The following is a 25,897-nucleotide window of genomic DNA, read 5'->3' on the forward strand; positions in this document are numbered from 1 at the left end:
TTATACTGTAGCGGTTTGCAGCTGCTTCACGCGGTCGTTCACGATTTCGCCGTGGTGGGTAATGCAGGTGCCTTTCACGAGGTCGTCGGCAAAGTTGAGATCCAGGGCGCCTTCCTTACCGATGATGAGTTTCAGGAAATTCAGCACGTTCCGGGCATACAGCTTGCTCGCATCTGCGGGCGCGGTGCCCGCCAGGTCCGAATTCCCGATCACGGTGACGCCGTTGTGCAGGATGGTTTCCCCGTTTTTGGTCACCTCCGTGTTCCCCCCGGTGGCGGCGGCCAGGTCGATGATCACGGATCCGGTTTTCATGTTTTCCACCATCGCCCTCGAAATGAGGATGGGCGCTGGTTTTCCGGGTATCTGGGCCGTCGTGATCACAATGTCTGCCTTCGCGGTGCTTTCGGCTATTTTCTGCTCCTGCTTCTGTTTGTATTCGGCGGACTGCTCCACGGCGTAACCGCCTGCTTTCGAGGCGTCGGCGGCGCCTTCCACTTCCACGAACTTCGCCCCGAGGCTCATCACCTCTTCCTTTACGGCGGGGCGGGTGTCGAACACCTCCACCACGGCCCCCAGCCTGCGGGCGGTGGCAATGGCCTGCAATCCTGCCACCCCGGCGCCGAGAATAAGCACCTTGGCCGGCGGAATGCTGCCGGCGGCGGTCATCAACATCGGGAAATAGCGGGAATAGGTATAAGCGGCCAGCAGCACGGCTTTGTAACCGGCAATGTTGGCCTGGGAACTGAGCACGTCCATACTTTGCGCACGGGTGGTGCGGGGAATCGTGTCCAGGCTGAAAACGGTGAATTGTTTGTCCGCCCACTCCTGCATGAGCGTGGCGTTGTAGAGGGGTTGATATACACCCATCCAGATCTTGCCGGGGGATGCGTTTTTCCAGTCTTCCGCCGCGGGATGGCGGATGCTCAGCAATATATCTGCCTGCTGAAGCAGTTCGGCCCGCGGCCTGATTTCCGCGCCAGCCTGCCGGTATGCTTCGTCCGGGTAAAATGCCTGCATGCCGGCGCCTTCTTCCACCCACACGTTTACCTGCTGCTGCACAATCTGTTTAACGACTTCCGGAACGAGCGATACCCTGTTTTCTCCTGCTTTTTCTTTAAGAACGGCCAAGATCATCAGTGATGGAATTTTGCTGATGGAATTTACCGAAAAAAAGCGGAAAAACGGGGCGGTGTGCACAAAAAAAGGGCGCAATGCATAACCATCGCGCCCTTCCGGAGAATTATTTTTTTATGCCGATACGGGCTCCATCACCTCGCGGCAGAGCGTACTGATGGTTTTTACCCAGAGGGGATGCGTATTCAGGCAGGGAATCATCGTAAAACTGTCGCCCCCGCTGCTGATGAAGGAATGTTTGCCTTCCACGCCGATTTCCTCCAGCGTTTCGAGACAGTCGGACACAAAAGCGGGACAGGCCACCAGGAGTTTCTTCACCCCTTCCTTCGGCAGGGACTCAAAACGTTCGGCGGTGTAAGGTTTGATCCACTCCTCTTTCCCGAGCCGCGACTGGAACGACACGCCCCATTTGTGTTTGGGGATGCCGAGCTGTTGCGCTACCAGCTCCGAGGTGATGATCACCTGGTGGCGGTAACACTGCGTGTGGGCTTTGGAGTCCACATGGCAGCAATCGTTCACTTTCAGGCAATGCCCGCCGGTGATGTCGCCTTTTCGTATGTGCCTCACCGGTACGCCGTGGTAACTGAAGAGCAGGTAGTCATAGTCCTGCTCCACGTACGGGCGCATGCTTTCGGCAAGGGCGTTGATATATTCCCGCCGTTTATAATACGGTTCCACAATTTTCAGTTCGAAGGGATAGCGTTTGCGCTGGTGGATCTGTTTAGCGTATTCCACGGCGGTTTCGTAGCTGCTCATGGCGTAGTGCGGGTAGAGCGGCAGCAGGATCACTTCCTTCAGCCCCGGGTGTTCTTTGGCCAGTTTGTCGAACGTAGCGGCCGGTGAAGGGTTGCCGTAGCGCATGGTGATTTCCACGGGCATCTCCAGGTCGTGCTGCAGCGCTTTCTGCAATTGTCTGGTCAGTACGATGAGGGGGGAGCCTTCCGGCCACCAGATACTTTTATAGGCTTCCGCGCTTTTTTCGGCCCGGCGCGGCACGATCACACCGCCTACCAGCAGCTTGCGCACCAGCCAGGGATAGTCGATCACCCGTTTATCCATCAGAAATTCAAGCAAATACTTCTTTACATCAGGCACCTCCGTTGAATCCGGCGAGCCCAGGTTCATCAATACGATAGCTGTATCAGATTTTGCGACCATAGACCTTTAAAATTGTTGCAAAAGTAAGCGCTTTTCATCCTATATACGACAGGTTCTGTCATTAAATTGTTAGAATAGACGCCCCGGAGCGGCCATCGGGCGTTGATTGCGGTCATCGTTCATCCGGCGGATTATCGCTAACTTTGTGATCGAATCCGCGCAAACACCTACGCATGCCGCATATGATCAAACATGATGAAAATCATTTTTTGGGAGCCTTTGTGAACAGGGGTAGAAATGACACACTAGTGACAGCACCAGGCGTGGTTTTGAAGTGTATGCCAGTATTTTTGCACCCGGAAGCTTTTAAGAAAAACATGCAGGTCAATCAGCCCAAAGACATATCACACTTTCATATCGTTGGAATCAACTATAAGAAAACTGACGCTGCGATCCGGGGACTATATGCCATTAGCCAGGACCAATATCAGCAACTTTTACAGACCGCCCGCGAGGCCGGCCTGAACGACCTGTTCGTACTCTCCACCTGCAACCGCACCGAGATTTATGGATTTGCCGCAGAGGCCTCAGTACTGAGGGATTTATTGTGCAATGCCGCCAGCGGGGATCCGCAGGTGTTTGCCGAACTGGCGTATGCCAAATCCGGCGAAGAGGCGGTGCGCCATCTCTACCATGTGGGCACCGGGCTTGATTCCCAGATCCTCGGCGACTATGAAATCGTGGGCCAGATCAAGAACGCCGCCAAATTCGCCAAAGCGAACGGCGCGATCGGCACTTTCCTGGAGCGCCTGGTAAACAGCGTGCTGCAGGTTTCCAAACTCATCAAAAATGAAACCGGCCTGAGCTCCGGCACCGTATCGGTGGCATTTGCCGCGGTGCGCATGCTGGAAAAGAAGGTGCAGGACATCAAGGATAAAAACATCGTGCTGTTGGGCGTCGGCAAAATAGGCCGCAATACCTGCAAAAACATGATGGAATACCTGGGCGTACGCAACATCACGCTCATCAACCGCACCGCCGCGGTGGCCGAAGAATTCGCCGGCCAGCACGGCCTGCAGTTCACTCCTTTCGACCAGATGAACGGCACGCTGAAACATGCGGACGTCATCCTGGTAGCTACCAACGCACCGCAGCCCACCATTCTTCCCGCTCACATGGAAGGCGGCTGCTGCAAACTGATCATCGACCTGTCTATCCCCTTCAACGTGGCCCCCGAAGTACGGGAACTTGGGCATGTGGAAGTGGTGAACGTAGACGACCTGAGCAAAGTGCAGGACGAAACGCTGCAGATGCGCCTCAGTGAAGTGCCCAAAGCCGTAGCCATCATCGATGAGCATATGGAAGAGTTCCTTTACTGGTTCAAAATGCGCAAACATGCCGTAGTGCTGAAAGCCGTGAAAGAAAAACTCACGGAGATACATGCCAGGGAAATCAAGGAACAGAAAAACGGCGCACACTATAACCTGGAAGACCTCGAGGAAGTTTCTTCCCGCATCATCCAGAAAATGATCAATCTTATGGCCGGCAAAGTGCGCAGGGAATCAGACAAGGGCGATGACTACATCGCGATGATCAGTGATATTTTCGAGACCGGCGTTAATCAGGAATAAGCAATGGAAAAAATCATCAGGATAGGCACCAGGGACAGCCAGCTCGCCATGTGGCAGGCCACCCTGGTAAGGGATCTTTTAACCGCAAACGGGCATACGGTAGAACTGGTGCCCATTAAAAGCGAAGGCGACATAGACCTCGTGACCCCCTTGTATGAAATCGGCGTGCAGGGGATTTTCACCAAAAGCCTCGACCTGGCCCTCCTGAATGACCGCATCGATGTGGCCGTTCATTCTTTCAAAGACGTGCCCACCCAATTGCCGCAGGGCCTTCTCAATGCCGCCGTGCTGGAACGCGGGCCGGTGAAAGACCTGCTGGTATACAAACAAGACACCGCATTTTTAGACGATCCTGCGTATACCGCCCACATCGGCACCAGCAGCATCCGCCGCAAGGCGCAGTGGCTGCGGCGTTATCCTCATCACCAGCTGCACAACCTGCGCGGCAACGTGATCAAACGCCTGGAAAAACTGGCCGCCGAAAACTGGGATGCCGCTATTTTCGCAGCGGCCGGTCTGGAACGCATCAACGTGCGCCCCGCCAACTCCGTGATACTCGACTGGATGCTGCCCGCACCCGCACAAGGCGCCATTGTGGCGGCCTGCCGCGAAAATGACGCCTTTATCAGGGAAGCCCTGGCGCCCCTCCACCATGCCGAAACCGCCTTGTGCACCGGCGTAGAGAGGGAATTCCTGCGCACCCTGCTGGGCGGCTGCACCACTCCCATCAGCGCCTACGCCTACATCCGCGACGGGCAACTGCACTTTGAAGGGAACCTCTGCAGCCTCAACGGCGATGCCTCTTTCACCGTCACCCGCCAGTCCGCCGCCGGCAATACCGCGGGAATGGGCAAGGATGCCGCGGAAGAAGTACTGGCGCAGGGCGGCCGCGAAGTGATCGAAGTAATCAGAAATGTCCAACATTAAATATAGCATACTCAGCACCAAACTGTTGTCGCCCGAGCTCGTGAGAGAGGCGGCGGAGCAGGGCATTGCCGTTACCTCGCAGCTTTTCATCGATATTCAGCCCTCCGTGACGGATGAAGCGACGGATGACTGCAAAAACTTATTGTTCCATGGCGGGGTGATGGTTTTCACCAGCCCCAATGCCGTGAAAGCGCTGGCAAGCGAAGAGGGAGGCCTATACGAGTACCTGCAGGACCGCAGTTTTGGATTCCATACCGCCGGGCCGACCCCCTGCCATGTTTATTGCCTGCAAGGCGCCACGCTGGCCGCCGTGGAAGAGCATATGCCCTATCTGCTGGTGGCCGCCACGGCAGCCAACTCCGCGGAGCTGGCCCAAAAGATGCTGGCGCATGAGGTGAGTGTCGTCACGTTCTTCTGCGGCAACATCCGCCGCCAGGAACTGCCGGACATGCTCAGGGCCAACGGCGTTGGCGTAACGGAGCATGTGGTGTACCGCACCACCGAAACCCCAGCGACGCTGGAGGAAACCTTCAACGGCATCCTCTTTTTAAGTCCCAGCAGCGTGCGGAGCTTTTTCTCCGCCAACCGCCTGCCCGGGCACACCGTTTGTTTCGCTATCGGGGAAACTACGGCCGAGGCACTCCGGGAAGTGACGGACAACAAAGTGATCGTTAGTCCTACACCCTCCATGAGCGCCCTTCTTGAAACAGCTATTTATTATTTTAACAATATCAATTGCTACGAATGAGCGGATTAAAGAACGATTTGTTGTTAAAAGCGCTGGCGGGAACACCCGTTCCCCGCCCCCCGGTATGGATGATGCGCCAGGCCGGACGCTTTCTGCCTGATTATATCAAACTGCGCGATAAATATTCTTTTTTCGAGCGCTGCCAGACGCCTGAACTGGCCACCGAAATCACGGTGATGCCGGTAGACCAGGTGGGCGTAGACGCCGCCATCATCTTTTCAGACATACTGGTGGTGCCGCAGGCCATGGGCATGGAAGTACAGCTTGTGGAGAAACTGGGCCCCCTGTTGCCGCAGCCGGTGAAATCCGCCGCCGACCTCGACAGGATAACCATCCCCGACGTGGACGACCGCCTGCATTACGTTATGGACGCCCTGCGCCTCACCAAACAGACCCTCGCGGGCCGTGTGCCTCTCATCGGGTTTGCCGGCGCGCCCTGGACGCTGCTTTGCTACATGGTACAGGGCAAAGGCTCCAAAACCTTCGACGAGGCCAAGATGTTCTGCTATACCCAGCCCGACGTGGCGCACGAACTGCTGCACCGCGTTACCGAAACCACCATCGCCTACCTGAAAGCACAGGTGGCCGCCGGTGCGGACGTGGTACAGATATTCGATTCGTGGGGCGGACTGCTGAGCCCGCAGGATTTCGAAGAATTCTCTTTACAATACATCCGCCGCATCGTGGCCGCATTACAGGGCGTTTGTCCCGTGATCGTATTTGCCAAAGGCGCGTGGTTCGCGCTGGAGGAAATGGCCGCTACCGGTGCGCAGGGCCTGGGCCTCGACTGGGCCATCAAACCCGAACTGGCCCGCCAGTGGGCCGGACCGGCCGTCACCCTGCAGGGCAACTTCGACCCGGCGCAGCTGATGAAACCCATCCCCGCCATCCAGAAAGCCGTGAAAGAAATGATCGACGCTTTCGGTCCGCAGCGCTACATCGCCAACCTCGGCCACGGCATCCTGCCCAATATCCCGGTAGACCATGCCAAAGCATTTGTGGAAGCAGTGAAGAGTTACGCCTAAACGAATCAACGCCATGAGCATCAAAGATCAGTTCATTCCCTTCATCCATCAGCTGCAGAACGACATCTGCGGCGCCGTGGAAGCGATAGACGGGAAAGCGACGTTCCGGGAAGACAAATGGGAACGCGAAGGCGGCGGCGGCGGTATCACCCGCGTGATCGCCGACGGCAACGTGTTCCAGAAAGGCGGCGTGAACACTTCCGTAGTACACGGCAAACTGCCGCCCGTAATGGCGCAGCAGTTCAAAGTGGCCGACAACAGCAGCTTCCTCGCAGCGGGCATTTCGCTGGTGATACACCCGCAGAACCCGTATGTGCCCACCGTTCATGCCAATTTCCGGTATTTCGAACTGTACGGCGAAAACGGGGAGATCGCGGACAGCTGGTTCGGCGGCGGCGCAGACCTTACGCCTTATTATGTTTTCGAGGAAGACGGCAGCCATTTCCACCGTACGTTCAAAGCCGCCTGCGATCCATTCGGCCAAGAGCTGTACCCGCTGTATAAAAAACATTGCGACGAGTACTTCGTGAATAAACACCGGAACAATGAGGCGCGCGGCATCGGGGGGATTTTTTATGACTACCTCCGCCCGCAGCCCGGCCGCACAGCCGAACAGCTGCTGCAGTTCCAGTTCGCCAACGGCAACGCGTTCATTCCATCGTACCTGCCGCTGGTCGAAAAAAGGAAAGACCTTCCTTACACCGAGGCGCAGGTGCACTGGCAGGAATACCGCCGCGGACGGTACGTGGAATTCAATCTCATTCACGACCGGGGCACGCTCTTCGGGCTGAAAACCAACGGGCGCATCGAGTCCATCCTCATGAGCCTGCCCGCCAAAGCACGCTGGGAGTATGATTATCATCCCGCCCCCGGCAGCCCGGAAGCGGAACTGCTCGAATATCTCAAACCGCGCGATTGGGTAAAAGAATAGACTATATTGTTGAATATAAAATCAGAAGACGATGATCAGAAGAAACAGGATTTTACGCAACACGCCCGCCATCCGTGCGATGGTGGCCGAGACCATACTGACCCCTGCCGACTTTATCGCACCGCTGTTCGTAACGGAAGGCAAAGGCGTGAAAGAAGAAATTGCTTCCATGCCGGGTTATTACCGCCATTCGCTCGACCTGATGGCCAAAGAGGTGAAGGAATTGTGGCAGCTGGGCATCAGGAGCGTATTGCTGTTCATTAAATGTGCGGATGAACTGAAAGACAATAAAGGCACCGAGGCGCTGAACCCCGACGGCCTGATGCAGCGCGCCATCAAAACCGCCAAGGAAGCGGCGCCCGGCATGGTGGTGATGACCGACGTAGCGCTCGACCCTTACTCTTCTTTCGGCCACGATGGCATCGTGGAAGGTGAAGAGATCGTGAACGACGCCACCGTGAACGTGCTCGCCGAAATGAGCGTGAGCCACGCCCGGGCCGGGGCAGACATCGTGGCCCCCAGCGATATGATGGACGGCCGCATCCTGGCCATCCGCGAGGCGCTGGAAGACAACAACTTTACCAAAACCGGCATTATGGCCTACAGCGCCAAATATGCCAGCTGCTTTTACGGCCCCTTCCGCGATGCGCTCGATTCCGCTCCCGGCTTCGGCGATAAAAAAACCTACCAGATGGATTACGCCAATGCCCGCGAAGCATTGAAAGAAACCCTGATGGATGTGGAAGAAGGCGCGGATATTGTGATGGTAAAACCGGCCATGGCTTACCTAGACATCATCCGCCTCATTAAAGACAGTGTGACCGTTCCGGTAAGCGCCTACCACGTCAGCGGCGAATACGCCATGATCAAGGCAGCGGCCAAAATGGGATGGCTCAACGAAGAAAAGGCCGTTCTCGAAAGCCTGACCAGCATCAAGCGGGCCGGCGCCGACCTGATCGCCACCTATTTCGCCAAAGACGCCGTTCATTTACTGAATCAATAAAATTATCCGCATGTTTACAAAAAGCAAAGCCCTGTTTGAAGAAGCCGGCAAAGTGATTCCCGGCGGGGTGAACTCGCCCGTCCGTGCATTCAAAAGCGTTGGCGGCACGCCTGTTTTTATGCAGCATGCCAAAGGCGCTTACATGTATGATGTGGACGGCAACCGTTATATCGACTACATCAATTCCTGGGGCCCCATGATCCTCGGCCATGCCTATGAGCCCGTGGTGAAAGCCATCCAGGAATACGCCGCGTATTCTACCTCTTTCGGTGCGCCCACGCAGCTGGAAGTGGAAGTGGCAGAGCTGATCGTTGGCATGGTGCCCAACATCGACATGGTGCGGATGGTGAACTCCGGCACGGAAGCCTGCATGAGCGCCCTGCGCCTTGCCCGCGGCTTCACCGGCAGGAATAAAGTGATCAAATTCGAAGGCAACTATCACGGCCATGCAGACTCGTTCCTCGTGAGCGCAGGCAGCGGCGTGGCCACCCTGGGCATCCAGGCGGTGCCCGGCGTAACGGCCACCGTAGCGGCAGACACCCTTTCCGTGGCTTACAACAACCTGCCCGCCGTAGAGCAGCTGATCGCCGAAAACCCGGACGAAATCGCCGCCATCATCGTAGAACCGGTGGCCGGCAACATGGGCTGCATCCTGCCCCAGCCGGGCTTCCTGGAAGGGCTGCGCAGCCTCTGCGACCAGCACGGCATCATATTCATCATGGACGAAGTGATGACCGGTTTCCGCCTCGCCAAAGGCGGCGCACAGGAGCTGTTCAACATCAAGGCAGACATCGTGACCTTCGGCAAAATCATCGGCGGCGGCATGCCCGTGGGCGCATTCGCCGGCAGACGCGAAATCATGGAGCACATCGCCCCGGCCGGTAAAATATACCAGGCCGGCACCCTCAGCGGCAACCCCATCGCCATGATCGCCGGTTATACCCTGCTGAAAACACTGAACGAACATCCTTCCATCTATACCCAGCTCGAAGAAAAAACGAACCAGCTGGTAACCGGCCTCCGCGCCGCCCTGGGCGCCGCGGGCGTAGTGCACCAGATCAACAGCATCGGCTCCATGATGAGCGTGCACTTCGCCGAATATCCCATCGTGGATTTCACGGCCGCATCTGGCGCCAACAACGAACTGTTCCGCCGCTTCTTCCACGCCATGCTCGAAAGAGGGGTATACCTGCCGCCGTCCGCATTTGAAAGCTGGTTCATCAGCCACGCGCTGGGCCAGGAAGATATCGACTTTACCATCGATGCCGCCAAAGCATCCATGCAACATATTCTGTAAAGAAGTTAACGATCAATCCAGTTATGTGTGAGTGAAAAAGCTGCCTTCCGGGGCAGCTTTTGTGTTTATGAAAATGCCCCGCCATACAGATACGGCGGGGCATTTTACAGTTTATATCCTTTGTATTATTTCGCAGCCTTCTCCTGCACCTTCATCTTCTCCACATAACTCACGCCTTCGGTGATCCACTTCGCCGCCGGTTTTCCCAGCAGGTAGTGGTCGAACCATTCGCGCTGCCGCTGCTGGTAGTCGATCTGGTTTTCTTTTTTCGCCAGGCCGTGGTTTTCGTCGGCGTACACCAGCATCACGTGCGGTTTTTCCATGCGGCGCATGGTGCCGTACATTTCGATGCCCTGGTGCCAGTCTACCGCGCCGTCTTTATCCCCAAAAGCAACGAGCAGCGGCGCTTTGATGTTGGCGGCCTGGTAGATGGGCGAGTTGCGCATATGCTCCTGCATGCGCTCGTACCACGGGCCATCGAAGCGGCCCTGGCTGGTTTCGAAAATCTTCTGGTCGGGGATGCCGCTGTTCCAGTAAATGGAAAGCGACATGCTGATCAGGTTGGTGAGCGGCGCACCGGCGCAGGCAGCTTTGAAAAGGTCGGTTTGCGTGATGATGAAGCTCGTCTGGTACGCGCCCCAGCTATGCCCCATCAGACCCACTTTGTTTTTGTCGATCATGCCGGTTTTCAGCACTTCCTCCACGGCCGGCACCACACAATCCACGGCGCTCATACCAGGGTCGTTGATGTCGTACACGATGTCAGGACGGAAAATGAAATAACCGCCGGTGGTGAAGTTGGTGGTATTGTAAGCGCTTCTGCGGTTGGGCTGGGTATAAAAATGCACGGTGTTCGACAGGGTTTCATAAATGTACACCACCATCGGGTACTGTTTGCCAGGCTGGTAATCGGCGGGGTAAAACAGTGCACCCTGCATCTTTTTGCCTTTCTTGTTGGTGAAAGATACCAGCTCGCTCCTGCCCCATTTGTAATCTTTCTGCTGGGGATTGGTGGAGGCTACTTTGTCTTCGCCCTGGAAAGCCTTGCTGACATAAAGCTCGGGGGACTGGTCGTAGTCCATTTTAACGTACGAAAACACATCGGCTTCCTTCGCTTTGATGAGGCCGGTGTACATCACGTTGTCGTATGCCAGCCGCGAGAATTTGCCTTTCTCTACTTTGCCGTAGCCGAAATATTTTGTTTTATCGCCGTAGAGGTTCATGAATATCGGCTGGCTGTCGTCGAGGTAGGGCTCTTCATAATCTACGCGGGTTACGCGGTGCACGATCTCCTCTTCGCGGCCGTCGGTCAGTTTGCGGGCGCCCTTTCCGTCGGGTTTAACAGCGTACACGTCGAACTCGTCGTACAGCAGCACTTCTTTATCGCCCTTCGTCCATCCGCCCATGCCAAACGGCGGTTTAACGGCAGGATGATCGTCTTTGTAATTCTCGAACGTTTCGCCGATGTGCTGTGTGAGGTTCACGGTAGCACCGGTACCGGTATTGTAGGAGAACCAGTGTTTGTCTTTGTAGTACAGCACGTATTTGCCATCGGGGGAAATCTGCGGGGCGTAACCATACGACAGTACGATCTTTTCGCCGAACAGTTTCTTGTCGCCATTGCGTACGTTCACGATGTAATAATCCGCATAGTCTTCTTTAAAGGCCGGCCGGTATTTGGCATCGTTGGCCAGCAGGGTGTAGTGCTGGTTGGCGCCCATCATGGACGACGGCGTGGTATCGCTCGCCAGCTGGAAATAGCGGCCGGTGGCGGCATTCCAGACAGACTGGAAACTGCGCTCCTTGTCCTGCATGTAGGTGATTTTCTGGCGGGGCTGGATTTCCTTGTCTTTCCAGTGCCACACGTCCACTGCGGCGGGTTTGTCTTCTTTTTTAGCAACGGCCGGCGCGGATTTTTTCGCGGTATCCGTTTTGGCGGCCAGCGCTTTGGCGGTATCCGCTTTGCCGGCGGTTTTGGCCGTATCTTTTTTAGCGGCGTCTTTTTTCTTCGTCCAGTTGCGGATATTGAAGAACACGAGGCTGAGGTCGTCGCTCACGCGCAGCGAGGAAGCCGGGTTGACGCGTAAGCTGTCCGGGAAACCGGCCTGTTTGGACGGGTCGAATATTTTCAGGGAAGGATTTTTATACAACGGCGCATAGAGATATACCTGCGCGTTTTCTTCCTCGTATTTGTCGTTTTTCACGGTTTTGAAAAACGTCAGCCCGTCGCCTTCTTTCGACCAGGTGAGCTTCGAGAACTTGCAGGTATCGCTGGCCAGTACTTTCAGGGAATAATTGCCGAGGTTGAACAGCTCCACGGAGTTGCCGGCCTGGTTGGCGGATTCCACGATGTAGGCGAGGTAATCGCTCTTTTTATTGAACTCGAAGGCCGTGACGTTCCCGATGGTGCGGGTGGTACTGTCTGCCAGGTTGCGGAGCAGCACCACGGAGCCTTTGTCTTTATTTTCTTTCGGCGGCGTGAGCTGCACGGCGAGGAATTTCCCGTTTTTGGAGAAACCAAAATTGTCCACATCCGAGATCACTTCCTTGCGGCCCGTGTTCAGGTTGAGCAGGCCCATGTTGGTTTTGGGTGGCATCTTCTGCTCGCGCAGTTTTTCGGCCTCCTTGTACGACACGCCGATTTTGTAGGCCACCCACTGGTTGTCTTTCGAAAACTCCGGCGCGCTGGCGAACTCCAGGGCAAAACGTTTGCCGTTGCCGTTGTTCACGAGGTAGAGGGTATCATTGTCTTCCTGTACGGTGATCTGGTAGCCGATCCAGTGGCCGTTGTGGGAAAGTGCGGTGCCGGCTATGTTCTGCCATCGGGCATAGTCGTCGGGCGACAGGTCTTTTTTTTGTTGTGCGCTGGCGGAGATACCGGCCGTGAGCGCCAACAACATCACATAGAAACGTTGCATTATTCAGGTTTAGGTTGATTCAAAGAGCGAATGTAACGGTAACCAACAGCAGTGCGGGTCAAAAAGTGATGAATGGGGCCATTTTCGTGTCAGGCCGGTATCAGGAATAGGATGACTGTACGCAGGCGCATTGATTGTACAGTAATTTACGGATTTGGGGGCAGACTTTTACCGGTATGCTGCCAGGAATATCCTTTTACCTGGCTGAAAGCCATCAGGCTGCTGCTTTTGCGGGTGTGGATCTGTACCCCGGAGAAATGCCGCCCGTACTTCATGGCGAAAAATACGGCGCCCAGCGTGGGCGCGTCCGCATCGGCATACTGCAACTGTACCTCACGCGCCTTCCCCAGCCGGAACCCTTTGAAGCTGCCCTGGTAATACTCATTGCGGCTGAGTATGGAAGTGCCCGAAGGGTCGAACAGGTAATGGAATTCCGCACCGTACAGGGCGATCTCGTTGGGCGCCAGCGCGGGCATGAGCCAGACGGAGACGGTTTTATCGCGGTGATACCGCACGAACTTGTTGAACTTCACATACGACTTGCCCAGCACAAACCCTGCTTCGCGGTAGGCCAGCCCGATGGCGCGCGACACGGCGTTGAGCATCACCGTATCCGGCGGGTCGCACACCACATCGACACTGTCCGGCCGCCATATCTTGTAATGCAGCACTACATCGTACCGCCCGTCCTTATACTTGCCGAAGATGCCGTTCCACAGGCTGTCGTCCCCTTTGTAACAAAACCATTCACGCCCCATGCGGCCGAGCTCCTCCCAGCTCACGGTGGTCACCATTTCAGAGAGGCGCCAGGCAACGGTGTCGTAATCCACCATCCAGCGGGCGGTTTCGAGTTTACTGTTGAAAGAGGACAGCGGGAACGGCGCAGGCTTTTGCGCGTACAATGTTTGCACAAACAGCAGTGCAGCTATCAGGCAGGTGCATTTCATAGGACAGGGCGGTAATTCCTCATAAATATAGTGTTTTTATTTAATCTAATATACAATCCGTGCATACAATTCCCCATTTGGTCTGACAAACAGCTATATGCGGTTCGTGGCATACTATTTTCACTACAGTAGGAGCACCAAAACCATCCACATGAGAAAGATATTATTGCCGCTCGCTTTTGCATGCCTTGCTGCCGTAGCCTGTAACAACCAGGCCAGCCGTAACGCACAGGACACACTCTCCGGAGAAGACACCGGGATGACGAAAGACATGGCACAGGACGTAAACAAGGAAACATTCGAGAATGATTCAGTGCGCGGGGCTACCAATAATATTTCCAAGGCAGCGGAAGACGGGCTTTATGAAGTAAAACTGCTTTCAGACGGGCAGGCGAAAACCACCAACGCCGCCATCAAAAAAATGGCGGCGCACATGCTGAAAGCACACGAAAAACTGAACAAGGAACTGGCTGAGCTGACTGCTAAAAAAGGCATCACCATTCCTACGGTTTTAGAAGACAGCAAGATCAGGGATATTCAGCAGATCACCGACAAAACGGGTACTGATTTTGATAAAGCTTTTGTAGACGAATTAGTGGATAAACATGAAAAGGCTATCAACCTGTTTGAGAATACGGCCAACGATGCAACAGACCCGGATATCAAACAGCTGTTCACGAAAGCGATACCCGAATTGAAGGAACACCTGACAATGGCGAAGAAAGAACAGGAGAAGCTGAAAAAATAACTATTTCCGTCTTTTCTTCAAGGGTGGCAACTCAAAGCCTGAGATTAAACCTTTAGCACCTGATCCGGGTAATGCCGGCGAAGGAAATGAAAAGATTGGAATATAGCTCCGGCCTCTTAGGAGGCCGGAGTTTTTTTTATTACTTTGGCAGAAACGTCTGCATTCCACATGAAAAATTTACTCCCCTTCCTGCTGTGTATCAGCATGATACACCAGGCGGCCGCTCAGGCCACTTACACCAATCCGGTATTCGATCACGACTTCCCCGACCCGAATGTGCTCAAAGGCAAAGACGGGTACTTCTACGCCTACTCCACCCAGTCCGACTGGCGGCGCCAGAATGCGGGCGGTCCCTACATCATGCCCATCCTGCGTTCCAAAAACCTCGTGCAATGGGAACATGTGGGCGACGCCCTCTCCAAACGCCCCACCTGGAAAAAGGAAGGCGGCATCTGGGCCCCGGACGCACTGGTGTACCGCGGCAAGTACATGCTGTATTATTCGTTCTCCACCTGGGGCGATCCCAATCCCGGTGTGGGCATTGCCGTGAGCAACGACCCCAAAGGGCCGTTTGAAGACAAAGGCAAACTCTTTCTCAGCGAAGAAGTAGGCGTCAAAAATTCCATCGACGCCTTCGTGTATGAAGATAAAAACACGCCGTACATTTTCTGGGGCAGCTTCAAAGGCATTTACTGCGCGGAGCTGTCGAAAGACGGCCTGCAGCGGAAAGGCGATACCATCCGCATCACCGGCGATAAGTACGAAGGCAGTTATGTCTACAAAAGAGGCGGCTACTACTATTACTTCGGCTCCGCCGGCAGCTGCTGCGAAGGCGCGAAAAGCACCTATCATGTGATGGTGGGCAGATCAACATCCATCAAAGGCCCTTATGTCGACAAAGCCGGCGTTCCGCTGCTGAACAACGGCGGCACGATGCTGCTGAAAGCCAATACGGGAGAAGAGGGCTTTCTCGGCCCCGGCCATAACGGCGATATCATCACCGATAAGAACGGCGATACCTGGATGTTGTACCATGCCTTCCACAAAAAGAACGATAAAAGAGGCCGTGTGATGCTGCTCGATAAAATCGAGTGGGTAGACGGCTGGCCTGTGATCAAGGGGGCCGCGCCCAGCGTAGGGCCGCAACCCGCACCGGTATTCTGATAAAAAAAGGGTGTATCAATAACTGATACACCCTTTTTGTTTTTACGCCTTTCCTTCCCGTTAATATCCGTCGTTCTGCTTCAGGTTGTTGTTCCCCGAAATAGCCTGTGTAGGCACCGGGAAGCGGTTATAATGCCTGGCAGAAGGCTGATGGTCCCACCAGGTTTCCGTTGTAAATTTTTTCCAGCGTATCAGGTCTGTTCTGCGGCGGCCTTCGCCGAGGAACTCGATGCCCCATTCGCGGAGCATGCGGTATTCGTCGAGGTTGGCGGCAGTCACCGGGTCGGGGTCTGCACCGCCGGTGAAGGCGCGTTTCCGCACGGGATTGATGAGCGCGGCAGCGCCGGCTTTATCGCCTTCGCGCAGCAGGCATTCGGCCAGCATGTATTGTATCTCCGTCAGGCGGATAGCGGGATTGTCCGCGCCCCAGCGCAGGCTTTTATCGGCATTGTTCGGCACCGGTACCTTCACGAGGCGCACGCCGGTATTTTCTTCTCCTTCAGACATTTTTGAGGGCAGCACGTTTACGGAAGCATACCGTTTGCCGGGGCCTACTTCGGAAAAACGCCCCACCTGGTCTACGAACGTCAGCGGCAGGTTCTTGTATTCTTCGCCGCCGTTGATCACCGCACCGGAAGGCGTGAGGTGCGGGCCTACGATGAACATGCCTTCGTAGCGGCCACCGCCGAGGTATTTGTAAGGTTTTTTGCGGAGGTCCTGGTCGCTGAACTGCTCATAAGGCGAGCCCAGTTTGAAATCCGCCGTATACAGCTCCCCGGTCGGTTTGCGGGAAGGCTGCAGGTGGCTGCCGTTATTGTTGCCGCCGTCGATGTCGAAATACTTGTTGGTGTTGTAGTGATAAAAGTTCGCGTAGAACCAGTCGTATTGCAGCTTGTTGAATTCAGAGGGGATCGACCAGATGATCTCGGGCGATTTGTCGTTACTGAAAGCGTGCGGACCGTACCAGCTGGCATCCAGGCTGTATTCACCGTAGGTTTTGGCAAGGATGTCCTGGCAGAGTTTTTTGCATTCGGCGAACATCGGTTTGTTGATGTAGGCTTCCGCGTTGAAATAAAGCGTTGCCAGCAAGGTGGCCGCGGCGGCCTGGCGCAGTGCGCCTTCTTCCTTGTCGCCCGCTTTTTTCTTCGGCAGTTTTTCTATCGCGGTTTTGAGCAGCGTTTCGATGTGGGTGAACGTTTCGAGATCGGTGTTACGCGGCAGCGACTCCCCTTCCAGCGATTCGAACACGGGCAGCCCGCCGAAATAATCGAGGCCGCGCAGGTAGAAAAACGCGATGAGGGTATTGAGCTGGTTCAGGTGATCGTCTTTATCCGCCTGTGTGAGCGCAAACTTCGTATAGTCGAGTTTCTCCAGGTCTTTTTTGGTATCGAGCGCCAGCGCCACGCCCATCAGCGTACCGCGCCAGGTGCCCCAAATCCAGCCGTCATCGGGCGTCCAGCGGTGGTAATGGTAGCGTTCGTTTTCGCCGCCGTTATACCAGTGGCGGCCTTTAGTGGTGATGGCAAAATGGTCGGCCGTATACTCCTGGAGGTTCCAGCGGTCGGCTCCCAGGTACCAGCGTGCGTGTGTGAACGGGCGGTAGAGTGCGGCCTTGATGTCTTTTTCGCTTTTGTAAAATGTTTCGGGCGTCACCTTGTCGTAAAACGTCTGGTCGAGTTTGGTGCAGCCTGCCGATAGTATGAATGCGGCGGTGAGAATGTATATGCCGAATATTTTTTTCATCAGTACTTTTTTTGAATGGAAACCTTGTTTAGAAATTAGCCTGCAGGCCGAACATGAACGTGCGTGTTTCAGGATACACGTTCCTTTCTTCGAAGCCGGGTTCGAGCCCGTTGATGTTCACCTCGGGATCGAGCCCGCTGTATCTGGTGATCACGAACAGGTCGCGCACGGTGGCATACAAACGCAGGCCTTTCAGGGGTTTCACGGTTTGCTGGTTGAAAGTATAGCCGATGCTCAACGCATCGAGCTTCACGAAATTGCCCTTCTCCAGCCAGTAATCGGAGAGTTCCTTTTCCCCTTTGATGTTTTTGTGTTTGCCGTAGGCGTCGCGGAGCAGGTTCTGGCCTTTGACGTTGGGCAGGCTGTAATACATGTTGATCATGTTGAACACGTCATATCCCAGCCAGCTGCGCAGGTACACGGAAGCGTCGAAGTTTTTCCAGGTAACGGCGTGGTTCCACGACAGCATGATTTTAGGAATCGCGTTGCCGACGAAAGCTTTGTCTTCGATCTTCTTCGCCTGTTTGGTGACGTCGAACGGTTTGCCCGTTTTATCGTACAGCTGCCAGTTGCCTTCTTCGGTGAATCCGGCAAAGCGCCAGATGAAGAAGCGGCCGATGTCCTGGCCGGGGTAGAGTCTCACCGCCGTACCAGGACTACCGGGCGCCGGGAACGATTTACGGTCGGCGAACGTGAGGCCGCCGTTGAGCGTGCTCAGCGTGCTGCGGTTGCCGGAGGCTACGATGCCCGTGGTGTACGTCCAGTTGTCCGTTTTCACCGCGTTCCAGTTCAGTTCGAATTCGTAGCCTTTGTTTTCCATGCTGCCCACGTTCACCGATGTTTTGTCGTGAATGGCGGGCGGCTGGGAAACGCTCACGTCGTAAATCATGTCTTCCACCCGGCGTTTGTACAGGTCGAAGCGGCCGCTGAGGCGGTTATCAAACAATGCGAAATCCAGGCCGACGTTGTATTCTTTTTTGACTTCCCAGCGGATGTTGGGGTTCTGGTTGTGCAGCACGCCGTAGGTGCGGAGCCAGGTGCCGTCTACCAGCCACCAGGTATCCGCGCCGTACATTCTCGTGGCCACGTTGGCGTCGAAGCCTTCGTTACCGGTAGCGCCATAGCCGCCGCGCAGCTTCAGGTCGCTGACGATGCGGGAGCCTTTCAGGAACGATTCTTCAGACACGCGCCAGGCGGCCGAGATACCGGGGAAATTGCCCCACTGGTTGCCTTTCGCGAATTTGGAGGAGCCTTCGTGCCGCAGCGAAGCGGTGAGCATGTAGCGGTCTTTGAAAGCATAATTCACCCGCCCGAAAAATGCAATGAGTTTCACGGATGGATTCCTCCATGAGCCCATCCCGGCACGGCCATCGGCCAGCCAGGTACCTGTGCCCATATTGTTATCCTCCACCCCGTCTACCGGGAAGTTGGAGTTGTTGGCGTTGAAACCCTGCCCGTTGAAATCCTGGTAGGTATAACCACCTACGGCGCTGACGCGGTGCTGGCCGAAGGTTTTGTTGTAGTTCAGCGTCAGCTCCAGCGTACGGTCGTCCCAGCGTTTGTATTCCTGGCTGGCGTATCCGTCTACCTTATCGTTGCGCGAAATGCGGTGCTGCGACGAGCGGTAGAAGTTGCGGTGCTCCGTATTGTTTTTGATGGCCACCATGCCGGAGGCATACAGGTCTTTGGTCAGATTGAGCTTCAGGGTGGTGCTGGCCAGCAGGTATTTGAACTGTCCCTCGTCTTTCCGCAGCTTCACTTCCGCCAGCGGGTTGAAATAATCGTAACCGCCCGTGAGCACGTTGTAACCCGTCACATCCGTAGCGTCGTACGGCGTTTCGGTGGGGTTCATCACCAGCGCCATGTTGAAAATATCGTTGTTGCCGAAACGGGCGTTGGCCTGCATGTAACTGATGTTGGTGGCCAGTTCCGCGAACCCGTCGAGGAAGCGGAAGTTGGAGTTGATGCGGCCCGCCATTTCTTTCCTTTTGGATTCGATGGCAATGCCCACGGCGTCGCGGAGCATGAAGGAAGAATATACCTGCGCGTTTTCGGTGCCGCCGTTGAGGTTGAGCACATAACGCTGGCTGACGGGCGAAGGTGTGGTCACCACATCGTACCAGTCCGTCACATGACCGAGGTCGGTGCCGATCTTATTCGCCACGAACTCCCCTGCGCCGAGCGATTCAGGGCGTTTGCGAATGGTTTCGAGGAACACCTCGCTGGTGAAACCCACGTTCACCTGGCCGGCCTTCGCTTTTTTGGTGGTGATGAGGATAACGCCGCCGGAAGCCCTGGTACCGTAGATGGCGGCGGCCGACGCATCGCGCAGCACGTTGATGGATTCGATGTCTTCTTTCACGACGGAGTTGATGCTGCCGCCGGGAATCCCGTCTATCACCACCAGCGGGCCCTGCGAGGCGTTGATGGAGTTAACGCCGCGCAACTGCAGGGAAATGGAGGCGTTCGGGTCGGTGCCGTTGGTGGAAACCACGCTCAGGCCGGGCACCTTGCCCTGGATGCCCATCAGCGGCGATACCGCGCCGGCAACCAGGTCTTTCTGGCCGAGTTTGGTCACCGCGCTGGTGAGATCCCGTTTATTCACGGTGCCGTAACCCACCACCACGATTTCGCCCAGCTCGGTGTTTTTGCTTTCGCTGAGGGTGACGTTGATGGTGGACTGTCCGTTGACGGCGATGCTCTGCGGGGCGTAGCCGATGTAGCTGAAGGTGAGGGTGGCCTTTTCATCCACGCGGATGGAGTACTCCCCCATTTCGTTGGTGACGGTGCCCGAGCGGGGCCCTACCATGATGCTGACGCCCGGCAGCGGGTCGCCCTTGGCGTCCGTCACCTTGCCTTTTACCACGATAGTGCCTGCCGGCGCTTCGTCGCGCTTGATCACCACCAGGTTGTTTTCCAGCTGGCTGTAAATCAGGCCGGTGCCGGTCAGCATTTTTTTCAGCACGTCCATCACCGGCATATCGGTAGCGTCTACCGTTATTTTTACATGTTCGTCCAGCACCTGGTTGCTGAATACGAAGCGGTACTGGCTTTTCCGCTCCACTTCTTTCAGCGCCCTGGTGAGTTTCGTATTCCGGAAATCGACGCTGACCCTGTCCTGCGAATTCCCTTCGTACGCGATAACCTGCAATGTAGTGATGAGCAACAATACAATTGTCAGTTTCATAAGTAGAATCATTTTAAACGCCCATTCGACGGGCAGTTTAATACGGGTGTTTTTCATACCTTTAGTGTAGGTTTAAATGTTAGGAATACGGAGCCAACAGGGCATAGTGATCCTATGCACCGGCTCGTGTTTTTAACCGGGAGCGGGCAGGTACCAGCTGCTCACTCCCTTTTTTATTTACGGACGTTGCTGGCGGCGTGAATGCTGATTGCTGATTTTAACGGTTTTCCCTTCCATGCTGCAGGTAAACGGATAGGACGCCTGCAGCGCTTTCATAACCTGTACAATGTTTTCCTTTTCAAATGTGGCCGTAAAGCGGTATTGTTCTATTAATTCATCTTCGAATATGATGCGCACGTCGAACCATCGTTCCAGTTTTTCGCGCATGTCTGTAAAAGTTTCATCTTCAAACACCAGGCGGTTGTCTGACCAGGCGGTTTCTATATTGACGTTTTTCCGGTTGTAAGACAGGGGCAGGATGGCGGTAGCCTGCGGCTCTTTCTTTTTAGCGGCGGGCAGGGGCTCCAGGTCGCGGCTGATCACGAATTTCTCTTTCGGCCGCAGCACTTTCGAGCCGGCCGCATCGGGCAGCTGGATTTCCACTTTGCCGCAGATCAGCGAGGTTTCGCTTTTCTTTTCGCCGGGATAGGCTTTTACGTTGAACACGGTGCCCAGCACCCGCACGTCGTACCCTTCCGTTTTCACGACGAACGGCAGCGCCGCATCGTGTTCCACCTGGAAAAAGGCTTCTCCTTTCAGTTTCACGCTGCGGTTGTGGCGGCCGAACCCTTTTTCCACGGTCAGTTCCGAACCGGCGTTCAGTATCACCGAGGTACTGTCCGCCAGGCGAACGGTTTTCTTTTCCGCCATGGCCGTGGTATAGACCTGCGCCGTATCCGCCTGCTGCGCCAGCTGTTGCTGCGCTGCGGGGCGGAACAGGAAGAAGCCCGCCGTCCCTACCAGCAGTATTACCGCGGCGGCAGCCGCCCACATCCGCAGGGGCCTGCGGGGATTGATGGGCGTCACCACGGTTTCCATCACCGGCAATTCTTCCGCCGGCTCCTGCAGCATCAGGGAAATACCCATCACCAGCTCCTTGGCTTCCGCCACCGTGGCGGCTTCGGCGGGGCGCTCCAGCAGGTATCGCTCCCAGAAAGCCACATCGGCTTCGTTCCGGCGGAAACAATAGTTAATAAAGGAATCATTAATGACCAGTTCTTCAAGCTCAAAACGATCGGGCATACGGCACCTGTTTCAGATATAGACGGATGCACATACCCGGTTTACCAACTTTTCATGAACTTTTTTTTCAAAGCAGGGGCAGCAAGGAGAAAACCGCCGCAAATTTCAGGCGGGGATGGGTTTTATGGAGCTCCGCCCGCATGGCTTTGATGCCTTCGTAGAGGTTATTGTAGACGGTCCTGGTATGAAGACCGGTGCGCTCCGCGATCTGTTCCGTGGTGAGGCCTTCGTAATATTTCAGCTGGATGACGCGCCGGCAACGGGCGGGCAGGCGTTTGTAGGCGGCCCTGATGGCGGCCATCAGTTCTTCGTTCGATTGTACCTGTACCAGACTCTCCAGCACAGACGGTTCATAAGTGTTACCGGGCTGCAGCACCTCGCGTTTTTTCTGCACCCGGGCGCTGCGGTAATGATCGATGAGGCGGCGGCTGAAGGCGCTGGTCAGGTAAGCCTGCGGGTTATCGATTGTACCGGGCTCGAGGTTCTTCTGCAATAAGTCAAGGAAAAACTGCTGCACCAGGTCGCGGCTTTCATCGTCGCCATAGCCCCACCTGAGCGCCAGGCGCATCAGTTGGACGTGGAAAAGCGCATACCAGTTATCGACGTGTTGTGAAAGGGTGGCACTCATACTAAACTCCGTAGTGGCCAAAAAGTAAGAAATAAAATTGATTTGGGGGAATAATTCCTTCGGAGGAGAGCGTAACGTCCGCGTTCCGGCATGGCCGGGCCAGGATAACCGCTTTGGAAAAATCCCGCTTTTCCTGTACCTTTTATAGGCACCACACCAGGTTTTTATGACCACCCCCCACGAGCTCACATATCATCTGCCGATAGATACGCCCAGCGGCACTATCTCCAACACGGCGCACGTGTGGCGCATCCTGCAGGCCAGTTATGATGGGAACCTGGAAGCCGTCCGGCACGCCGCAAAGGAGAACCCGGCATTGCTCTACGCGCAGTTTAATTACACCCCGCCGATCCACTTCGCCGTCAGGGAAGGCCATACGGCGCTCGTGCGTTACCTCCTGGAACACGGCGCTTTCGACCCCGCCTATCGCACCTACCCCTTCCTCGACGATCTCGTCACCATTGCTTTCGACCGCGGCCATGATGCCATCGCCCATCTGCTGCAGCATTACATCAATCACCCGCCGGAGCACGCGTTCAAAGGTGATTGCGGCAGGATTTATTTTTCGCGCACCGCTGCGGCACAACAGTTTGAAGCGCTGGCAGACAAAGGAGATGTGCCTGGGGTAGAGCGTTTGTTGCAGGAGAATCCCGCGCTGGTGCATGATGCTACCTATTTCTGGGGCGAAGGCATTCTCTGCATGCCTGCCAAGGCCGCCGATATTCCCATGATGCAACTGTTACTCCGCTATGGCGCACGGTTTCCCGCCGTGTCCAAATGGCCGCAGTTTTATTATTTCGAAAAATATGACGGCACCGTGTTCATCCTGGAAAACGGCATGAGCGCCAATCACCGCACCTGGCAGGAAGTGACCATCCTGCACGACATGGCGCAAAAAGGAAAATTGCAGATGGCGGAATTATTGCTCCGCCACGGCGCAGACATCAACGCCATCGACGATGAATATCAATCCACGCCACTGGGCCTCGCCGCAAGATGGGGCCACGCACCGATGGTGGAATACTTACTGCAGCAGGGCGCAGACCCTTACGCGGCAGGCGCTTCATGGGCACGGCCCATCGCGTGGGCTACACGAAAAAATCATGAAGCGGTGCGCCGTTTGCTCGTCGACGCTACCTGACACGCATATTTTTTTCACTAATTCCGCGGCATTCCAGCACACTTTTGTTATATTTAGCACCATCACCAATACCCTATCTAATGATATCTGCCGTGCTTTCCGGATTTGTATTTGCGTTGATAGTACTGCTCGCGGGCAAGTATGTGAAAGGAAAGATGGCTGTGCTCACCACCCTGTTACCCCTCGGTCTTTTTGTTTATTTCATCAGCATGCTGCCGGCTATCGCCATCGGGCCGCTTTCATTCAGCAGCAGCTGGATCCCTTCCATGGGCATCAACCTGGATTTTAAACTGGACGGGCTTTCCATGCTGTTCAGCCTGCTCATCACAGGCATCGGCACGCTGGTATTCACCTACGCATCCTATTACCTGAAAGGGCATCCGTACCTCGACCGGTTCTATTGTTATCTCAGTCTGTTTATGGCCTCCATGCTGGGGCTCGTGCTGGCGGATAATGTGATGCTGCTCTTCGTATTCTGGGAGCTCACGAGCATCACTTCCTTTTTCCTGATCGGTTTTAACAACGACGATCCCGTGTCGCGGCGCAATTCACTGATGGCGCTGGCGGTAACGGGCGGCGGCGGATTTTTGCTGATGACGGGATTCGTGCTGCTGGGCGCCATGTCCGGCACTTATTCCATCGCGGCGATGCTGTCGTCGGCGGAAGCATTGAAAGCGCATCCCTGGTATGGCTTGCTGCTCTTTTTCGTATTCGCCGGCGCCTTCACCAAATCCGCGCAATTCCCTTTTCATTTCTGGCTGCCCGGCGCCATGAAAGCGCCCACGCCGGTATCCGCCTACCTGCATTCCGCCACCATGGTGAAAGCAGGTGTGTACCTGCTGGCGCGGTTTACGCCGGTATTGGGAGGGCATACATACTGGAACACTACTTTATTGATCGTTGGCGGCATCACCATGCTCTACAGCGCCTGGCATGCCATTCAGCGCACCGATCTGAAAGGCATCCTCGCCTACTCCACCATCGCCGCACTGGGCACGCTCGTGTTCCTGTTAGGCGCCGGCACGCCGGCAGCCATGACCGCCGTGGCCGTGTTCATACTGGTGCATGCGTTATACAAAGCCGCGTTATTCCTCGTGGCCGGTATCCTCGATCACGAAACGGGCACCCGCGACGTAACGGTGCTGCGCGGCCTGCGGAAAGTGATGCTGCCCGTGGCCATCGCAGGTCTGCTCGCTGCCCTGTCCAGCGCAGGCGTGCCGCTCACCTTCGGGTTCATCGGGAAAGACCTTATTTACGAAGCCACGCTGCATACGCCCGCATACGGATACATCCTCACGGGCATCGCCGTACTGACCAATATCCTTGTACTGTACGCCGGTTTCCAGGCCGGCATCCGGCCATTTGCCGGCGCATTGCCCGACGGCTTCAAAGGCGTTCACCTGCCGGAATGGCGGCTGTGGATACCGCCCCTGCTGCTGGCTGCGCTCGGCCTGGTGTACGGCATACTGCCCATGCTCACCGACGCCTCACTCGTGCAGCCTGTTGTACTGTCGCTCGGAGGCGGCACACCACCGCCCCTCAAAATATGGCACGGCTTCAACCTGGTGCTGCTGCTAAGCGGCGTTACGCTCGCCGGCGGCTGCCTGTTGTACTTTTTCCGCCAGCCGGCCGGCCGCTTCGAACTGGCGCTGCAACGGTTTGACGCGATGAGCCCTGAAACCCTCGTGGTGAAAAGCGCACGGGGCTTTGCGGCTTTCTCGGGGTGGTACACCAACAAACTGCACAACGGCAACCTGCGCTCGTATGTGCACATCATCATCATTTTCGTCTCCGGCCTGCTGGTGTACAAACTCATCACCGGCGTGCACCTCTATTTCGATATGCGCACGAACGTGGCGCGGCTCACCGTATACGACATCACCGTGTTCGGCATCATCCTCGTGGCGATCTGGAAAACCGTTTCCACCTCCTCCCGCATCACCGCCGTGGCCAGTATGAGCGTGGTGGGCTATTGCATCTGCATCCTGTTCGTGATCTACAGCGCCCCTGATCTCGCCATGACGCAGTTCACCATCGATACCCTCACCGTGGTGCTGTTTGTACTGGTATTGTTCCGCCTTCCGCGCTTCCTGCGTATCAACGACCGGAAAGTGATCGTGCGCGATTCCATCATCGCCGGCATTTTCGGCATCCTCATTTCCATCATCGCGCTGGAAGTGATGAATGAGCCGACCAATAAAGAAACCAGCCGCTTCTATGCAGAAAACGCATACCTGGCGGCCAAGGGCAAAAACGTCGTAAACGTGATGCTCGTCGATTTCCGGGGATTCGATACCCTCGTGGAAATCACCGTGCTGATCATCGCCGCGCTCGGCGTGTACAGCCTGCTGAAATTGAGAATCAGTTCATCCGAAAAAGAATAAC

General features: G+C 55.7%; 19 protein-coding genes and 1 riboswitch. Of the genes, 11 read left to right on the top strand and 8 right to left on the bottom strand.

Going from position 1 to position 25,897, the window contains the following annotated elements; genetic code table 11:
• Positions 1 to 1,134, bottom strand: a complete 1,134-nt coding sequence (locus EGT74_RS20130) for a Re/Si-specific NAD(P)(+) transhydrogenase subunit alpha (RefSeq protein ID WP_123848355.1) — start codon at positions 1,132 to 1,134, stop codon at positions 1 to 3.
• A 114-nt stretch (positions 1,135 to 1,248) separates the two neighbouring features.
• Entirely contained in the window at positions 1,249 to 2,292 is a 1,044-nt protein-coding gene (gene hemH / locus EGT74_RS20135) for a ferrochelatase (protein WP_123848356.1), read from the bottom strand.
• A 317-nt stretch (positions 2,293 to 2,609) separates the two neighbouring features.
• On the opposite strand from hemH, the gene hemA reads away from it, so the two are divergent.
• Genes hemA through hemL form a run of 7 tightly spaced genes read left to right on the top strand, consistent with a single transcriptional unit; the run spans position 2,610 to position 9,794 of the window.
• Positions 2,610 to 3,863, top strand: a complete 1,254-nt coding sequence (gene hemA, locus EGT74_RS20140; RefSeq protein ID WP_246008262.1) for a glutamyl-tRNA reductase — start codon at positions 2,610 to 2,612, stop codon at positions 3,861 to 3,863.
• A 3-nt stretch (positions 3,864 to 3,866) separates the two neighbouring features.
• Entirely contained in the window at positions 3,867 to 4,790 is a 924-nt protein-coding gene (hemC, locus tag EGT74_RS20145; protein ID WP_123848358.1) for a hydroxymethylbilane synthase, read from the top strand.
• A complete protein-coding gene (locus EGT74_RS20150) occupies positions 4,777 to 5,538 on the top strand; it encodes a uroporphyrinogen-III synthase (RefSeq protein WP_123848359.1) in 762 nt (253 codons plus the stop codon). The genes hemC and EGT74_RS20150 overlap by 14 nt, the downstream gene beginning before the upstream one ends.
• The gene (hemE, locus tag EGT74_RS20155; RefSeq protein WP_123848360.1) at positions 5,535 to 6,563 is read left to right on the top strand and encodes a uroporphyrinogen decarboxylase; all 1,029 of its coding nucleotides are present in this window, start codon (positions 5,535 to 5,537) and stop codon (positions 6,561 to 6,563) included. Before EGT74_RS20150 ends, hemE begins: the two co-directional genes overlap by 4 nt.
• A 13-nt stretch (positions 6,564 to 6,576) precedes the next feature.
• On the top strand, positions 6,577 to 7,494 hold the full coding sequence (gene hemF, locus EGT74_RS20160; protein WP_123848361.1) for an oxygen-dependent coproporphyrinogen oxidase: 918 nt from the start codon (positions 6,577 to 6,579) through the stop codon (positions 7,492 to 7,494).
• A gap of 31 nt (positions 7,495 to 7,525) precedes the next feature.
• A complete protein-coding gene (hemB, locus tag EGT74_RS20165) occupies positions 7,526 to 8,497 on the top strand; it encodes a porphobilinogen synthase (protein ID WP_123848362.1) in 972 nt (323 codons plus the stop codon).
• Positions 8,498 to 8,507: 10 nt separating this feature from the next.
• Positions 8,508 to 9,794 (top strand): glutamate-1-semialdehyde 2,1-aminomutase, encoded by a 1,287-nt coding sequence (gene hemL, locus EGT74_RS20170; protein ID WP_123848363.1) that lies wholly within the window; start codon positions 8,508 to 8,510, stop codon positions 9,792 to 9,794.
• A gap of 125 nt (positions 9,795 to 9,919) precedes the next feature.
• On the opposite strand, the gene EGT74_RS20175 is transcribed toward hemL, so the two are convergent.
• Positions 9,920 to 12,712 (bottom strand): S9 family peptidase, encoded by a 2,793-nt coding sequence (locus EGT74_RS20175; protein WP_123848364.1) that lies wholly within the window; start codon positions 12,710 to 12,712, stop codon positions 9,920 to 9,922.
• A 146-nt stretch (positions 12,713 to 12,858) separates the two neighbouring features.
• The gene (locus tag EGT74_RS20180) at positions 12,859 to 13,659 is read right to left on the bottom strand and encodes a hypothetical protein (RefSeq protein ID WP_123848365.1); all 801 of its coding nucleotides are present in this window, start codon (positions 13,657 to 13,659) and stop codon (positions 12,859 to 12,861) included.
• A gap of 151 nt (positions 13,660 to 13,810) precedes the next feature.
• Between EGT74_RS20180 and EGT74_RS20185 the strand changes: the two genes are divergently transcribed.
• Together EGT74_RS20185 and EGT74_RS20190 are read left to right on the top strand one after the other, a co-directional pair.
• On the top strand, positions 13,811 to 14,407 hold the full coding sequence (locus EGT74_RS20185; protein WP_158618238.1) for a DUF4142 domain-containing protein: 597 nt from the start codon (positions 13,811 to 13,813) through the stop codon (positions 14,405 to 14,407).
• A gap of 9 nt (positions 14,408 to 14,416) precedes the next feature.
• A riboswitch (TPP riboswitch) is annotated at positions 14,417 to 14,512 on the top strand.
• A gap of 63 nt (positions 14,513 to 14,575) precedes the next feature.
• The gene (locus EGT74_RS20190; protein ID WP_123848367.1) at positions 14,576 to 15,571 is read left to right on the top strand and encodes a family 43 glycosylhydrolase; all 996 of its coding nucleotides are present in this window, start codon (positions 14,576 to 14,578) and stop codon (positions 15,569 to 15,571) included.
• 60 nt (positions 15,572 to 15,631) lie between these two features.
• Here the strand turns inward: EGT74_RS20190 and EGT74_RS20195 are convergent, their stop codons facing one another.
• The 4 genes from EGT74_RS20195 to EGT74_RS20210 form a co-directional block, all read right to left on the bottom strand.
• Positions 15,632 to 17,314 carry a RagB/SusD family nutrient uptake outer membrane protein gene (locus EGT74_RS20195; RefSeq protein ID WP_123848368.1) on the bottom strand — a complete coding sequence of 561 codons (1,683 nt, stop codon included), beginning with the start codon at positions 17,312 to 17,314 and terminating at the stop codon, positions 15,632 to 15,634.
• 28 nt (positions 17,315 to 17,342) lie between these two features.
• Positions 17,343 to 20,501, bottom strand: a complete 3,159-nt coding sequence (locus EGT74_RS20200) for a SusC/RagA family TonB-linked outer membrane protein (RefSeq protein ID WP_220392914.1) — start codon at positions 20,499 to 20,501, stop codon at positions 17,343 to 17,345.
• Between the two features lie 177 nt (positions 20,502 to 20,678).
• A complete protein-coding gene (locus EGT74_RS20205) occupies positions 20,679 to 21,743 on the bottom strand; it encodes a FecR family protein (protein WP_123848369.1) in 1,065 nt (354 codons plus the stop codon).
• Positions 21,744 to 21,810: 67 nt separating this feature from the next.
• Positions 21,811 to 22,371: an RNA polymerase sigma factor gene (locus EGT74_RS20210; protein ID WP_123848370.1), complete on the bottom strand. Its 561-nt coding sequence runs from the start codon at positions 22,369 to 22,371 to the stop codon at positions 21,811 to 21,813.
• A gap of 166 nt (positions 22,372 to 22,537) precedes the next feature.
• Here EGT74_RS20210 and EGT74_RS20215 point away from each other — a divergent pair, with 166 nt between their 5' ends.
• Both EGT74_RS20215 and EGT74_RS20220 read left to right on the top strand, forming a co-directional pair.
• Positions 22,538 to 23,512, top strand: a complete 975-nt coding sequence (locus tag EGT74_RS20215; RefSeq protein ID WP_123848371.1) for an ankyrin repeat domain-containing protein — start codon at positions 22,538 to 22,540, stop codon at positions 23,510 to 23,512.
• 80 nt (positions 23,513 to 23,592) lie between these two features.
• Positions 23,593 to 25,896, top strand: coding sequence for a putative monovalent cation/H+ antiporter subunit A (locus tag EGT74_RS20220; RefSeq protein ID WP_123848372.1), 2,304 nt, complete (start codon positions 23,593 to 23,595; stop codon positions 25,894 to 25,896).
• Position 25,897: the final 1 nt, after the last annotated feature.

Origin of the sequence: Chitinophaga lutea (assembly GCF_003813775.1) — a bacterium.
In the GTDB taxonomy this organism is placed as follows: domain Bacteria; phylum Bacteroidota; class Bacteroidia; order Chitinophagales; family Chitinophagaceae; genus Chitinophaga; species Chitinophaga lutea.